Origin of the sequence: Vibrio rhizosphaerae (genome assembly GCF_024347095.1) — a bacterium.
Taxonomy (GTDB): Bacteria; Pseudomonadota; Gammaproteobacteria; order Enterobacterales; family Vibrionaceae; genus Vibrio; species Vibrio rhizosphaerae.
On the sequence record NZ_AP024903.1, the window covers coordinates 1700081 to 1715531 of the forward strand.

Sequence of the window (15451 nt, forward strand, 5' to 3'; positions counted from 1 at the left end):
AGAGCCTCCTACGCATGAAATGCCGTTCAAAACTGACACTAATTGCTGCTGGCCTTTGGCTGGCAGTTTCTTCTGTTCAAGCCTCTGTTCCCTCAATCCGTGAATCGGATCTGCCTGTTCTTACTCCTGAAAGTCAACATTCGCTTGCGACGGAACGGATCAAGAATAAGTTTGTTCAGTCTCACTACAAACATATTTATCTGGATGATGCTTTTTCTCAGAAAATCTTTCAGCGTTATCTGGGGTTGCTTGATTACAACCGGAATATTTTTACTCAGAAAGATATTGATGGGTTTAAACAGTGGTCGGTTGAATTGGATGACCAACTCAATGCGGGCAATGATCAAATTGCTTTCGATGTCTACAACATCTCAGTTAAGAAACGCTATGAACGATTTAAATATGCGCTTTCGTTATTGGATCATGAGATAAAGTTTGATACCAACGAATCGATTGAATTGGATCGCTCTAAAGAGGCATGGCCGAAGAATCAGCAGGAACTGGATGATTTATGGCGTAAGCGAGTTAAATATGATGCGTTGAACCTGAAACTGACCGGAAAGAAATGGCCGGAAATCAAAGAGACGCTGACGAAACGCTATAATAATGCCATCAAACGCTTGACTCAGACACATAGTGAAGATGTTTTTCAACTGTTTATGAATGCTTTTGCGCGTCAGATTGACCCGCATACCAGCTATCTTTCCCCGCGTAGTGCCGAGCAGTTTAAATCAGAAATGAATCTGTCACTGGAAGGGATTGGGGCCGTGTTGCAAATGACGGATGATTATACGGTTATTCGTTCATTAGTTGCCGGCGGGCCGGCGGATAAAAGCCATAAACTTTCAGAAGGCGATCGGATTATCGGGGTTGGCCAGGATGGTAAAGCCATTGTTGATGTGATTGGCTGGCGTCTCGATGATGTCGTTCAGTTGATTAAAGGGCCGAAAGGCACGGTGGTCAAACTCCAAGTTCTACCGGAAGGTAAGAACGCAAAAAGTCACGTTGTCACAATTACACGCGATAAGATTCGTCTGGAAGACCGGGCGGTTAAATCGAAAGTGATTGAGCAAGGCGGCAAGAAGATCGGTGTTCTTGAAGTCCCTAGCTTTTATGTCGGACTTTCCCGGGATACCGATAAATTGCTGAGTGAATTTAAACAGCAGCATGTTGATGGTGTGATTGTTGACCTGCGTAATAATGGTGGTGGTGCTCTGACTGAAGCAACCGGATTAACGGGTTTGTTTATTAAAAAAGGACCGGTAGTTCAGGTGCGTGATAGTCGTGGACAAGTGAATATCAACAGCGACACGGATGGCAAGAGTAGCTATGACGGTCCTTTAACGGTATTGATTAATCGTTATAGTGCCTCTGCTTCTGAAATTTTTGCTGCCGCTATGCAAGATTATGATCGTGCGGTGATTCTCGGTGAAAACTCTTACGGTAAAGGAACCGTTCAACAACATTATTCGTTAAATAGTATTTACGATTTGTTCAGTGAGCCGTTGGGATATATTCAATATACCATTCAGAAGTTTTACCGTATCAATGGTGGTAGTACGCAGGATAAGGGCGTAGCCCCTGATATTGCATTCCCGACGGCCGTTGATCCGAGTGAAACCGGTGAAAGTGTTGAAGATAACTCACTGCCTTGGGATAGCATCAGCCGTGCTGACTACAGCAAGGTCCATCACTATCAGAAGCTGATTCAGGCGTTGAAAAAACGTCATGAAAAACGCATTGCCAAAGATATGGAGTTTCAGTTTATCGAGCAAGATATTGCTAAGTATAAACAGGAGAAAGACAGTGAGAATTGGCTTTCTCTGAATGAAGCGGTCAGACGTCAGGAAACTGAAGCTGCGGATGCACTGAAATTAAAACGGATCAATCTGCGTCAGAAGCAAGAGGGTCATAAACCTTACGCTAAATTAGAAGATGTTCCGAAGGACTATATTGCGCCGGATGCATATCTGGATGAAGCCGTGGCAATTACGGTGGATATGGTTAATATTGGTGCTTAATTTCATCAGCTTCTGAGCTTTATAGACAAACGCGCTTTCTCAAAGCGCGTTTTCTTTTTTGAGCGATTTTATACTGTCCAGCACAATCAAAATTCGTCTATCAGCAAATTACAGAATTGTTCGCTTTATCAGTATATGGATTCTAAGCTTAAAGAAAAAAGTGAGGAGTCTATCTACTATGCGAAATGTGAAATGGTATGTCGCTATCCTCAGTTTCGTGTGCTCCGGCAGTGGATTCACGACCAGTCATAAGAATGATCTCACTCAGTTCGATTTTCCTTTTTTAGTCGGGGAGTGGTATCTGGTTAATTCTGACCCCGATGATCCGCAGCAGGACTTTATGTCCATCCATCTGACACTCAGTTCCAGCTATACCTTTGCCGTTCAGGTTAAAAAGCGGGATAGTTCTGTGGAATATTGGGAAGGCGGATATGCAGCGAGTCAAGATACCTTAATGCTTGGCACGCACAGTCTTGACCCTCAAATCTATGCCTATCAGACAACCCATAATCGCCTGATGTTAAATGGCGTTACTTTCATCAAAGGACTTTCTCGTTCTTTGGTGGGTTACTGGCAAAGTGTCCACCTCTCGGGTTCCGAGTTGGATGTGGTTGGTGTGAAAGAAATTCAGCTGATTCTCGAGCCTGATTTCTTATTCTTTATTCGTTCTGTTGATGAGCGAGGCCATGAAGCCGTTCATCGTGGGGTTTATTATACCGAAAATGACCATCTGGTTTTACTGTACGAACAGGGAGAACACGATACCCGTTTTCGGGTCAATGCCGATCAGTTGACCGTTAATTTTGAAAACGGTGCCATGATTGCAGTATTGAATCGGGTTCAGTGAGTCTGGAAGAGCTGTTGGTGAGTATGAAATTGTATGGTCGCCCTTACGAGATTATACCCGCGTATATTGACAGATAATCTCGCGTGGTCATTGAGAATTATATAAGAATCGCCTAGAGTAGCCTTATCTATAGACGCAAAAAACGTTCTATATCTCTGACAAAACCTATTTCCACATATTTCGGAAAAGTTTTATATCGTTAACGCAAAAGGATTCAAGATGGCAAGTATGCTCCAAGCCAAATATCGTAAAGATTATCAATCGCCTTCTCATACGATCACTGATCTCAATCTCACATTTGATCTTCACGAAAATCAAACCCGCGTCGTAGCTGTGTCTCAGGTGAAGCAGCTACAAGAAAGTAATCAACTGACACTCGATGGTGAAGCTATTGAATTGGTGAGTGTTCAGGTCAATCAGCAACCGTGGACCGATTATCAGCTCGTCGAAGCCGGTTTAGAATTAAGTAATCTTCCCACGCAATTTGAATTACGAATCGAGACTCTGATTAATCCGGCTGAAAATACAGCGTTGGAAGGCTTATATTTATCTGATGGTGCATTCTGTACTCAATGTGAAGCCGAAGGATTCCGTCGCATCACTTATTATCTTGATCGGCCGGACGTATTAGCACGATATACCACAACAATTATTGCTCCGCAGAATTATCCTTACCTGCTCAGTAATGGTAACAAAGTTGACCAGGGAACGACCGATGAAGGAAAAAACTGGGTACGATGGGAAGATCCTCATCCCAAACCATCCTACCTGTTTGCACTGGTGGCCGGTGACTTTGATGTGCTTCGCGATTCTTACCAAACCATGTCTGGTCGGGATGTGACACTTGAAATCTTTGTGGACAAAGGTAATTTAGACCGGGCACATCATGCGATGCGTTCACTCATTAACGCGATGAAATGGGATGAAGAGCGGTTTGGTCTGGAATATGACCTCGATATCTATATGGTGGTGGCCGTTGACTTCTTTAATATGGGCGCGATGGAGAATAAAGGGTTAAATATATTTAACTCTAAATTCGTTTTAGCCAATGATCAGACGGCAACCGATACCGATTATCTTGGGATTGAGTCCGTGATTGGGCATGAGTATTTTCATAACTGGACCGGGAATCGCGTCACTTGTCGGGATTGGTTTCAACTCAGCCTGAAAGAAGGATTGACTGTTTTCCGCGATCAAGAGTTTTCTTCAGACTTAGGCTCCCGGGCTGTCAATCGTATTCATAATGTCCGGATTATTCGCGGACCACAATTTGCTGAAGATGCTTCGCCGATGTCTCATCCGATTCGTCCGGAGCAAGTGATTGAAATGAATAACTTCTATACCTTGACGGTCTATGAAAAAGGCAGCGAAGTTATTCGTATGATTCATACGCTATTGGGCGAAAGTAATTTCCAGAAGGGAATGAAACTTTACTTCGAACGTCATGATGGTACGGCTGCAACGTGTGAAGATTTCGTCGCGGCGATGGAAGATGCATCCGGGATTGATTTGCAACAGTTCCGTTTATGGTACAGCCAGTCCGGTACACCGGAACTTCGAGTGAGTGGTGTTTATGATCAGGATGCCCAGACATTTACCTTATCAGTAAAACAACACACGCCACCGACGGCTGATCAAAAAGACAAGCAGCCGCTTCATATTCCTTTTGCCATTGAACTCTACGATGCCACGGGAAATATTATTGAGTTACGTTGTAACGGTGAAGCAATCTCTGATGTGCTGAATGTTACCCAAGATGAACAGACATTTGTGTTTGAGTCAGTAACCAGTGAGCCGATTCCTTCTCTGTTGAAAGAATTTTCAGCTCCGGTGAAACTGGTGTACGACTATCAAGACGAAGCCTTAGCATTTTTGATGATACATGCGAGAAATAAATTCGCTCGCTGGGATGCGGGGCAAATGCTTCTTGCGAAATATATCCGCGCTAATATTGAGCGGGTGCAGCAGGGAGAGTCTGTTGAGTTGCCGGAATCGGTGATGGATGCTTTCCGCGGAGTATTGCTTGATCCATCTCTGGAACATGAATTTATTGCCGAAATGTTGGCGTTGCCGAATCATAATGAAGTCTCAGGTTGGTTTGAGACGGTCGATGTTGATGCGATCTCTCTGGTTCTGAAAGCGATAAAGAATGCTTTGGCACGAGAACTACAAGATGAATTCTCCGCCTTCTATCATTCATTGAAGCAAGATGAGTACACGATTGAGCACCCGGCAATTGGTCAACGTTCTCTGAGAAATACCTGTTTATCTTATTTAGCCCTGACTGAACAAGGGGATACATTGGTTCGGCAACAATACCAAAATGCCAACAATATGACGGACACAATCGCGGCCATGACCGCTGCCAATCTGGCTGAACTACCTTGTCGTGAAACATTAATGGCAGACTATAGTCAGCAATGGAAACACGATGGTTTGGTCATGGATAAATGGTTTATGTTGCAAGGAACCAATCCGGCAGAAGATACATTAGCTGTCATTCAGAAAACAATGAGTCATGAAGCATTCACGCTGAAAAACCCGAATCGTATCCGGAGTTTGATTGGTTCATTCCTGAATCAGAATCCAGAGCGTTTCCATGACCAGTCCGGTAGCGGCTACCGTTTTGCCGGTGAAATATTACAGCAGTTGAATGCGATGAACCCACAAGTCGCTTCACGTCTGATTGACCCGTTACTGAAATATAAACGTTATGACAACGTTCGTCAGAAACTGATGAAGCAAGAGTTAGAAGCGTTACTGAAAATGGATAATTTGGCCAAAGATTTATATGAAAAAGTCACTAAAGCTCTGGAGGCTTAGTCGTATTATCATTGGTTAAGATGAAGACCGTGGCCGTTTTGGCCACGGTCACTATTTGCTACGGTCATTGTTGCAGATGAAATATTTTTATTTTTCGCTTTATATTCCTTATCAGGAATACCTTGCACATTACTCCGGTGTGGCAAGTCATCTTGTGGTCAAAACGGAGAATGGTCTGACCCTTCAACTTCCCGCAACACACTTTCGCCCTTATTTAACTCAATTTGGCTTGAAAGGACGCTTTCGTCTGACGACGGATGCGCAGTATAAATTCCAGTGCCTTGAATTAATTTGACATTTATGCAACACATTTTCTCTTTTGTGATGCGAATAAGTTAATTTTTATTAAAATTACTTCACAATTCAGTTGTTTCTTTTACAAAAAGATTCTCTTTAGCGCATAAACTAATAAAAATAGCAAATAATCCAGTAATAGATGAGGTTTCTATGGGTTCCCGTGACACATTACAGCCAGTTTTAGTCGAGAAAGTGTATCAACTGATTCAGTCGAAGTTAGAGTCTGAACAACATTCAGTTGTTAAGCAGTTAGCGCAGCATCTTTTTAATAACGTTTCTCAGGATGACCTGATTGATCGAACGGAATCCGATCTCTATGGGGCAGTGATTAGTCTTTGGCACCATTTGAATGAAGCCAAAGTCACAGAACAGTCTGTTAAAGTTTTTAATCCGGTGGTCAGCAAACATGGTTGGCAATCGACACATACCATTATTGAAGTCGTTGTTCCCGATACACCGTTTTTGGTTGATTCGATCAAAATGGTGTTGAACCGTCTTGATCTGGCCTGCCACATCATGTTGCATGGTCCTGCTCAGATCCAGCGTGATGAAAATAATAAAATTATTGCAATCGGTCAGCATGAGGGAGAGTTACATTCGATGTTTCATATCGAGGTTGACCGATTAACCGATAGTCAAAAGATAAAACATTTGCGTGATGAAGTGATCCGTGTAATTGCGGATACGGCATTAGTGGTCAGAGACTGGTCGCCGATGGTGGAACAGCTCAACCGTGTCATTCAACAACTGGAAAAACAGAAAAAACAACTGCCGGTTGATGAAGGACGTTTCGTCGAAACCATCGAGTTCTTACGTTGGTTAGCCAATCATAATTTCACCTTTATGGGCTACAAAGAGTACGATTTGATCGATACATCGGAAGGCGGGGAATTGAGACCGACCGATGCGCTCGGACTTGGGCTTTTTTCTGATCCAAAGCGGGTGAGAGGGGTCAAACTTTCAGATTTTTCTGATTCAGCACGTTTGGAAGCCACCAAACCATTTTTGTTGATCATGACGAAAGGCAATGGCCAGTCTCGGATCCATCGTCCGGCTTATACCGATTATATCGGGATCAAAAAGTTTGATAAAAATGGCAAAGTGATCGGGGAACACCGTTTTACCGGCTTATACACTTCAGCCGTCTATAACCAAACGATCGAAAGTATTCCGCTGATCCGTGATAAGGTCGGTCGGATCCTGACTGCCAGTGGTTATCGCGAGGGCGCTTATTCGTATAAAGCGTTGCATAACATTCTCGAAAATTATCCACGGGATGAACTGTTACAGGCCAATGAGGAAGAGTTACTCGAAGTCGGTATGGGCGTGGTTCAAATGCAGGATCGGGATCTGTTGCGGTTGTTTGTGCGTAAAGATCCGTTTGGACGCTTCTTTAGTTGCATGGTTTATGTCGCGAGAGATCGACATACGACTGAACTGAGGAAAAAAACGCAAGCGGTGCTCGCTGATTATTTTGGTTCAAAACAACCTGTTGATTATACAGTCTATTTTTCAGAGAGTCCGTTAGCTCGCACGCATTATATTGTACGTGTTGATAACAATAATATGGATGTTGATGTGAAAAGAATAGAGCAGAACCTCATGGAAGCGTCGACCAGTTGGGATGACCGCTTATCTGAAGCGATTGTGGCGAATTTAGGCGAGAGTAAAGGATTACCCCTGTCGAAAGAATATATGCAATCTTTTCCGCGTTCTTACAAAGAAGCCATGATGCCAAGTACGGCAGTGGCGGATATTGAACGGCTGGAATCGCTGAGTGAAGATCATAAATTGGATATGCTGTTCTATCGTCCGCAGGAAGAAGATCGCCATTCCAAAGTTGTCAAACTGAAACTTTACCATCGCGATGAACCGATTCATTTATCCGATGTGATGCCGATGCTTGAAAATCTCGGATTACGGGTCATCGGTGAATCCCCGTATGAGGTGGATAAGTCTAACGGTCAGACCTATTGGATCCTTGATTTCTCTATGCTGCATAAAACGGATATGGCGATTGATATTCGTGAGTCAAGAGATCGTTTCCAACAAGCCTTTGCCGCGATCTGGCGTGGTGAACTTGATAATGACGGATTTAACCGTTTGGTCTTGAGTGCTTCGCTGACGGGAAGAGAAGTTTCTATTCTGAGAGCTTATGCCCGATATATGCGCCAAGTCGGTTTCCCATTCAGTCAACAATATATTGAAGATACACTGAACCATTACCCTCAGCTGGCCAAAGGTCTTGTCGGTCTTTTCACGGCACGTTTCAATCCGGCTTTGGATGAGCAGAAACGTGTCCGGGCATTTGATAAATTGGTGAATGAACTTTCAGCCCAGCTTGAAGATGTTGAAAGCCTCGATGATGACCGTATTTTACGTCGCTATATGGAAATGATTCAGGCCACATTACGGACCAATTACTTCCAGCTTGATGATCAAGGCCAGTCGAAACCTTGGTTGTCGATGAAACTGAGTCCGCGTGATATTCCTGACATTCCTGCACCGGTGCCAGCTTATGAGATTTTTGTTTATGCCCCCGATGTTGAAGGTGTGCATTTACGTGGCGGTAAAGTTGCCCGGGGGGGATTGCGTTGGTCGGATCGACTTGAAGACTACCGGACAGAAATTCTGGGGTTAGTCAAAGCCCAACAAGTAAAAAATACGGTGATTGTTCCTGTTGGTGCCAAAGGTGGCTTCATCTGTAAAAAGCAGTATTTGTTTAGTAACCGCGATGAGATTTTTGCGGAAGGACAACGGTGTTATCGCCAGTTTATTCAGGGATTACTGGATATCACGGACAATATTAAGGAAGGCGAGATCGTGCCTCCGGCCCATGTGGTGCGACATGATCCTGATGACCCATATCTGGTTGTTGCAGCAGATAAAGGAACGGCAACATTTTCTGATATTGCCAATTCTGTTTCTGAAACCTACGACTTTTGGTTAGGGGATGCATTTGCATCCGGTGGCTCGAATGGCTATGACCACAAGGCGATGGGGATCACTGCGAAAGGGGGATGGGAGTCGGTGAAACGCCATTTCCGCGAATTAGGCATTGATTGCCAGTCTTCTGAATTTACTGCCATCGGGATTGGTGACATGGCAGGGGATGTATTCGGGAACGGCATGTTGTTATCACAACATACGCGTTTACTTGCCGCCTTTAACCATCTGCATATTTTCTTGGATCCCGATCCAGATCCGGCACAAAGCTGGCAGGAGCGGGATCGTTTATTTAAGATGCCCAGATCATCATGGGAAGATTACGATCAGAAATTGATCTCAAAAGGTGGTGGGGTCTTCTCTCGGAAAGCGAAGTCGATCACATTATCATCTGAAGTCCGAACCATGCTGAAAACAGATCAGAAGAGACTGGCTCCGAATGATTTGATTCGTTTGATCCTGAAAATGGATGTCGATTTACTGTGGAATGGGGGAATCGGTACCTATGTGAAAGCCTCCCAAGAAACAGATGCTGATGTCGGTGATCGGGCTAACGATGCTGTGAGAATTAATGGTGCTGATTTGCAGGCTAAAATTGTGGGTGAAGGTGGTAACCTCGGTCTGACTCAGCTGGGACGCATTGAATACTCACTGAAAGGTGGACGAATCAATACTGATTTTGTCGATAATGTCGGTGGTGTTGATTGCTCGGATAATGAAGTCAATATTAAGATCTTCCTCAACACCTTGGTTGCTCATGGTGAGTTGACCATGAAGAAGCGTAATCAGTTACTACAATCCATGCAGGATGAAGTCGGAGAAATCGTTCTTGCCGATGCCTATCAGCAGGCGGAATCGATTTCGGTGGCGGAAGTACAAGGTGTCGCTCAGGTGAAAGAGCAAATCCGTTTTATTCATGCACTCGAAAAGAGTGGTGCTCTGGATCGGGCGCTGGAATATTTACCGGATGATGAAACATTGCTCGAGCGTGAAAAACAAGAAGTCGGGCTGACTCGTCCCGAACTTTCCGTCCTGATTGCTTACGCGAAAATGGTGCTGAAAGAGCAGTTGGCGGATGAACGGATTGCCGGTGATAGCTACCATGCTGCACAACTAATGCAATACTTCCCTTCTGAGTTACGCCGTAACTATGCTGAGTTGCTACCGACACATCCATTACGGATCGAAATCATTGCAACCGCGCTGGCAAACCAGATGGTTAATGAGATGGGCTGCAATTTTGTCTCTCGTCTGCAGGATGAAACCGGGGCCGGTGTTGTTGAGATTACCAATGCTTATTGTGCTGCCCGGGATATTTACAACCTTGACCAAATTATGGAAAAAATCCGGGGGCTGGATAATCAGGCGACAACCGGGGCTCAGTATGAAGTGCTGGGGGTTGTACGGCGATTTTTAAGACGTTTGTCCCGTTGGATTCTCCGCAATCATATGGGTAAAAAATCCGTCAATGAACTCATCGAACTTTATAAAGATGATGTACAAAAAATTGCGGCTCATCTGAATGAGGCTTTGGTAGGCAGAGAAATCAGTGATCATGATGCACTGGCCAATCGCTGGATCGGACAGGGTATCGATGAAGATATGGCTCATTATGTTTCCCGGCTCTCCAGTCTCAATTCGGCACTGGACATTTGCGTGGTTGCCAGAGAAAAAGGAATTACGGTTCAACAAACAGCTAAGCTATATTTCCACCTCGGTGTGCGTTTATCACTCCATTGGTTCTTAGAGCAAATCAATCATCAGGCGGTTGATAATAATTGGCAAACGTTGGCCCGTGCAGCCTTTAGAGAAGATCTTGACTGGCAGCAACGTCAGTTAACATCCCAGGTACTTTCTTGCGGATGTCTCGGCGAGTCATTTGATGAAATTGAGTTATTAGAACAATGGATCGAAGTGAATCAAGTGGCCTTGCAACGGTGGGAGAATATTCTCAATGAGTTTAAAGTGGGCGCTGTCCATGAATTTGCAAAATTCTCGGTAGCACTCAGGGAACTGACACTATTAAATTTGAATTGTTCGACAAATGAGTAAATAATAAGGCCCCGTTTATACGGGGTTTTTTCTTTCGGAGGCACAATGCTTTACCGTATCGCCAGAAGTGGCTTTTTCCAGTTGGATGCCGAAAAGGCACATGATCTTGCAATTCAGAATTTTAAACGTTTTACCGGTACACCTCTTGATCTCCTTTATCGTCAGCATTTACCGCATCGTCCGGTTGAATGTATGGGCCTGACGTTCAAAAATCCGGTCGGATTAGCGGCAGGGCTGGATAAAAACGGAGAATGTATCGATGCATTTGGTGCGATGGGATTTGGTTTTGTCGAAGTGGGTACAGTCACACCAAAACCACAGCCCGGGAACGATAAACCTCGGTTGTTCCGATTGGTCGAGGCGGAAGGGATCATCAATCGCATGGGATTTAATAACCAAGGCGTTGATCAACTGATCGATAATGTCAAAAAGGCAAACTATGATGGTGTGCTGGGGATCAATATTGGTAAGAATAAAGATACTCCGATTGAAAACGGTGCAGATGATTACTTGATCTGTATGGAGAAAGTTTATTCTTATGCCGGATATATTGCTGTCAATATTTCATCGCCCAATACACCGGGATTGCGGTCACTGCAATATGGTGAAGCGTTGGATGAACTACTGGCGCTATTAAAAGCAAAACAAGCGGAGTTGGCTAAGCAACACGATAAGTATGTGCCGCTGGCGTTAAAAATTGCACCGGATTTAAGTGACGATGAACTGGAACAGATCTGTCAGTCTTTACTTCGCAACAACATCGATGGCGTGATCGCAACCAATACGACATTGGATCGTTCGATTGTGATGGGAATGAAACACGCGAACGAGGCGGGTGGTTTGAGTGGACGTCCGGTTCAACTCAGAAGTACCGAAGTGATCCGTAAGTTGTATCAAGAGCTCGGGGAGCAGATTCCAATCATTGGTGTTGGTGGGATTGATTCTTATGTGGCTGCCAAAGAAAAGCTACTGGCTGGCGCTAAACTAGTGCAGGTTTATTCTGGATTTATTTACCATGGTCCTGGTCTAGTAAAAGACATTGTCAAAAATTTATAGTGGAGTGGTTAGATTGTACTGATTTGGTGCAAATCAGCCTGAAATTATCGAGAGGAAATGAGTTTTCATTTCCTCTTTTTTTTTATTTCTTCACTTTTAGAATGATATTGATTCGTTGGTAAATCTGCTCTGTCAGGGCACGAGTATCATAAATGATCCGTATTGAAAAGAGTTGTAATATGCTGAAACCGAGTGACAAATGGAACTGGTATTTTTGTGACACAGAAGGCCACTTAATGCTCGATTTGGGAAATGAGATGGTGTTTAAAACCCTTCTGCCCAAAAAGCTGCTTGTTACATGTGCTTTTACTTCTGGTCAGTTCACCGTGGATGATGCCAGTGATTACCAAGTATTTAAAGAGAGTGTTGCGTATCTGGATTTATCTGAACCAAGAAAAGTTGAATTGGTTCTAAACTGTGTCGCAGCGAGAAGATTTCATAAGCCAGTGCAACCGAAAAGCTGGTTCTTTGATATCCAGAATACTGAAACAGTCCCGCATGTCGGGGATATTGTCCAGCTGAAAAACCAAATGAACGCTGGTCGCTTTATTGTTCTGGAAGTGGGTGAATATGCCAGTTTATGTGCCAGCATTGAACTTGAAGCATTTACACTTGCTCCGGGTAAAGAACTCAAATATGGTCAGGCTATCAAAGTGATGCATGACCGTATGGAGTACGTGAACCTTGGTTCACAACCTATAGCCTTAGTTGGCTAGTGATTTCCATTCGTATTTTGTTCCTTTTTTCATTTCCCATCGGCTGAAAGGCCGATTTTTTTTATCTTAAAATCCTGAGTCATTCCCCATCATCCAATCACAGGTAGGTCTCAACTGTGAGATTCATCCATAAATTTCGATAAATTTATCATCAATGCGATAACAAAAAGCAGGGTCATCCTGACCTTTTTCAGGTAATAGTTCCTCTTTTGCGCTGTTTTTGTAATTAATTTACATTGTAAATGGCCTTCTGGTATAGACCAATTTTGCAGTGAATAAATACTCACTTACTGGTTATGCATTGATATATAAGGAAACAAAAAATAAGGGGAAGGCTGGTCAGGAAAAGAAAAATTCCGCGGTTTGATTTACCCAAATAGACGAATGTCAGGTATAATTGCGGACCAATTTTCAGAGTAAAGACCATCGATGCATCATTATTTAGCCACGACTTCAATCGGACTTGAGAATTTATTAGCAGAAGAATTGAACCGTTTAGGTGTCAGTGACTCCCAAGTTGTTCAGGCCGGTGTCCGGTTCCGCGCCTCCAATGAACTTATTTATCGTTGTTGCCTTTGGAGCAGAATAGCGTCACGTTTTATCCGAGTTCTCTCAGAGTTTTCGTGTCAGGATGATATGGATCTTTATCTCTCTGCATCAGCCATTCGGTGGAGTGACTACTTACAGTTATCGGGAACCGTGATTGTTGATTTCAATGGCACCAATCAGTCAATCCGGAATAGCCAGTACGGAGCGGTCAAAGTAAAAGATGCGATCGTTGATCATTTTACGAAAAGAAACTTACCGCGCCCAACGATCAGTAAGGATCGTCCGGATCTTCGGGTTCACGTCCGCCTGAATAGAGAAAAAGCAATCTTAGGGATCGACATGGTTGGAGGAAGCCTCCATATCAGAGGCTACCGGACGGAAGCTGGTGCGGCACCTTTACGGGAAACACTGGCTGCTGCAATGATCATGCGCAGTGGCTGGCAGGGCAATGTGGCGTTATTGGATCCGATGTGTGGATCCGGTACGATCGTCATTGAAGCGGCAATGATCGCTGCCGGAATTGCGCCCGGAATCAATCGGGCCCACTGGGGATTTCAGTCGTTACCTGACTATGAACCTGAGCTTTGGACCCAAGTCAAAACGCAAGCCAGTGTTCAGTCGAAAAAAGGGCTCAAACAAGTATCTGTGCCGATTTATGGTTATGACTATGATTCAAAGATGCTGAACTTGGCAAAAGAAAATGCGCGTCGTGCCGGGGTACGTGATCTGATCGAATTTCAATCAATGGATGCTGCAAAATTACAGTGTCCGGCATCTTTTCAGGCTGGCTTGGTGATTTCTAACCCGCCTTATGGGGAGCGACTGGGAACAGAGCCTAGTCTCATTGCACTGTATGCATCTTTGGGGGCGCAGCTAAAATCTGAATTTGGCGGATGTAAGGCCATGTTTCTCTCCAGCTCTGACGAATTATTAAGCTGTTTGCGGATGCGGGCTGATAAACAGTTCAAAATGAGAAATGGTTCGTTACCTTGTCACTTAAAATTCTATTCGATTGCCGAACGGGATGAGACCCAGCGCCAGATGGCGGGTCAGGAAGTCGCAGCGGACTTCGCTAACCGTTTACGTAAGAATATCGCAAAAATAACGCCATGGGCGAAACGGGAACAGCTTGACTGTTATCGTGTCTATGATGCTGATCTTCCGGACTATAATGCTGCGATCGATATATATGGCAATCATGTCGTGATTCAGGAATATGCAGCACCAAAATCGATTGCGCCAGAGAAAGCAAAACGACGTCTGACTGATATGATTCGGGCAACAACACAAGTCATGGATGTTGATGCGAATCATATTGTCCTGAAAGTACGGGAGAAGCAGAAGGGGCATGCGCAGTATCAGAAAATGTCGACTAAAGCTAAAACGTCACAAGTGCAGGAGTATGGTGTCCGGTTTATCGTTAATTTGTATGATTATCTCGATACGGGATTGTTTCTCGACCACCGCTTAACACGTCGTCGTCTGGGTGAAATGGCAAAAGGGCGTGATTTTCTTAATTTATTTGCTTACACCGGTACTGCAACCGTTCATGCGGCTTTAGGTGGCGCTAAATCAACCACAACGGTTGATATGTCAAAAACCTATCTTGAGTGGGCGAAAGAAAACATGACTCTGAATAAGCAGATCGGGCGGCAACATCGTTATGAGCAAGCGGATTGTTTACAGTGGCTTGAGCAAGCGAAAGGTCAGTATGATTTAATTTTCATTGATCCTCCAACGTTCTCAAACTCAAAGCGGATGGCTGGGACATTTGACGTCCAACGCGATCATATTCACCTCATGCAATATCTGAAGCGTCTTCTTCGTCAGGATGGTGTGATTGTGTTCTCCAATAATAAACGACAGTTTAAGATGGATATGGCTGCGCTGACTGAATTACAACTTTCTGCGGAAAATATTTCCTCACAGACGTTGCCTTTAGACTTTAAGCGGCATCAGCAGATTCATAATTGCTGGCTCATTCGTCATCGTCAAGCCGATGCGGAATAATTGCTCGCAATTTTATGAGTCGATGATTCCGCTTCGTTATTGTATGAACATAAGCAGACTGGCCCTTAGGCAGTCTGCTTTATTAGTTATTTGATATTAGTTAATTGATGGTCTTCCTGAAAGTCGTACTATTA

At 44.1% G+C, this 15451-nt stretch carries 8 protein-coding genes; all 8 read left to right on the forward strand.

From position 1 onward, the window contains the following. Positions 1–14 precede the first annotated feature (14 nt). The 8 genes from prc (at position 15) to rlmKL (ending at position 15317) form a co-directional block, all read left to right on the forward strand. Positions 15–2021 carry a carboxy terminal-processing peptidase gene (prc, locus tag OCV37_RS07295; RefSeq protein WP_038179382.1) on the forward strand — a complete coding sequence of 669 codons (2007 nt, stop codon included), beginning with the start codon at positions 15–17 and terminating at the stop codon, positions 2019–2021. Between the two features lie 178 nt (positions 2022–2199). Beyond that, on the forward strand, positions 2200–2868 hold the full coding sequence (locus OCV37_RS07300) for a hypothetical protein (RefSeq protein WP_245609111.1): 669 nt from the start codon (positions 2200–2202) through the stop codon (positions 2866–2868). A 219-nt stretch (positions 2869–3087) separates the two neighbouring features. Continuing rightward, positions 3088–5691 (forward strand): aminopeptidase N, encoded by a 2604-nt coding sequence (pepN, locus tag OCV37_RS07305; RefSeq protein WP_038179380.1) that lies wholly within the window; start codon positions 3088–3090, stop codon positions 5689–5691. A gap of 76 nt (positions 5692–5767) precedes the next feature. Continuing rightward, positions 5768–5986 carry a DUF2835 domain-containing protein gene (locus OCV37_RS07310; protein ID WP_038179378.1) on the forward strand — a complete coding sequence of 73 codons (219 nt, stop codon included), beginning with the start codon at positions 5768–5770 and terminating at the stop codon, positions 5984–5986. A 152-nt stretch (positions 5987–6138) separates the two neighbouring features. Further along, positions 6139–10986, forward strand: a complete 4848-nt coding sequence (locus OCV37_RS07315; RefSeq protein WP_038179376.1) for an NAD-glutamate dehydrogenase — start codon at positions 6139–6141, stop codon at positions 10984–10986. A gap of 45 nt (positions 10987–11031) precedes the next feature. Next, positions 11032–12042, forward strand: coding sequence for a quinone-dependent dihydroorotate dehydrogenase (gene pyrD, locus OCV37_RS07320; protein WP_038179374.1), 1011 nt, complete (start codon positions 11032–11034; stop codon positions 12040–12042). A gap of 179 nt (positions 12043–12221) precedes the next feature. Beyond that, entirely contained in the window at positions 12222–12758 is a 537-nt protein-coding gene (locus OCV37_RS07325) for a cell division protein ZapC (RefSeq protein WP_038179371.1), read from the forward strand. A gap of 429 nt (positions 12759–13187) precedes the next feature. Next, a complete protein-coding gene (rlmKL, locus tag OCV37_RS07330; RefSeq protein ID WP_038179370.1) occupies positions 13188–15317 on the forward strand; it encodes a bifunctional 23S rRNA (guanine(2069)-N(7))-methyltransferase RlmK/23S rRNA (guanine(2445)-N(2))-methyltransferase RlmL in 2130 nt (709 codons plus the stop codon). Positions 15318–15451 lie beyond the last annotated feature (134 nt).

Excerpts from the sequence above, each read along its gene's own strand:
- OCV37_RS07325 (WP_038179371.1), top strand. The coding sequence starts at position 12,222 with ATGCTGAAACCGAGTGACAAATGGAACTGGTATTTTTGTGACACAGAA.
- OCV37_RS07315 (WP_038179376.1), top strand. The coding sequence starts at position 6,139 with ATGGGTTCCCGTGACACATTACAGCCAGTTTTAGTCGAGAAAGTGTAT.
- pepN (WP_038179380.1), top strand. The coding sequence starts at position 3,088 with ATGGCAAGTATGCTCCAAGCCAAATATCGTAAAGATTATCAATCGCCT.
- prc (WP_038179382.1), top strand. The coding sequence starts at position 15 with ATGAAATGCCGTTCAAAACTGACACTAATTGCTGCTGGCCTTTGGCTG.
- rlmKL (WP_038179370.1), top strand. The coding sequence starts at position 13,188 with ATGCATCATTATTTAGCCACGACTTCAATCGGACTTGAGAATTTATTA.
- pyrD (WP_038179374.1), top strand. The coding sequence starts at position 11,032 with ATGCTTTACCGTATCGCCAGAAGTGGCTTTTTCCAGTTGGATGCCGAA.
- OCV37_RS07300 (WP_245609111.1), top strand. The coding sequence starts at position 2,200 with ATGCGAAATGTGAAATGGTATGTCGCTATCCTCAGTTTCGTGTGCTCC.
- OCV37_RS07310 (WP_038179378.1), top strand. The coding sequence starts at position 5,768 with ATGAAATATTTTTATTTTTCGCTTTATATTCCTTATCAGGAATACCTT.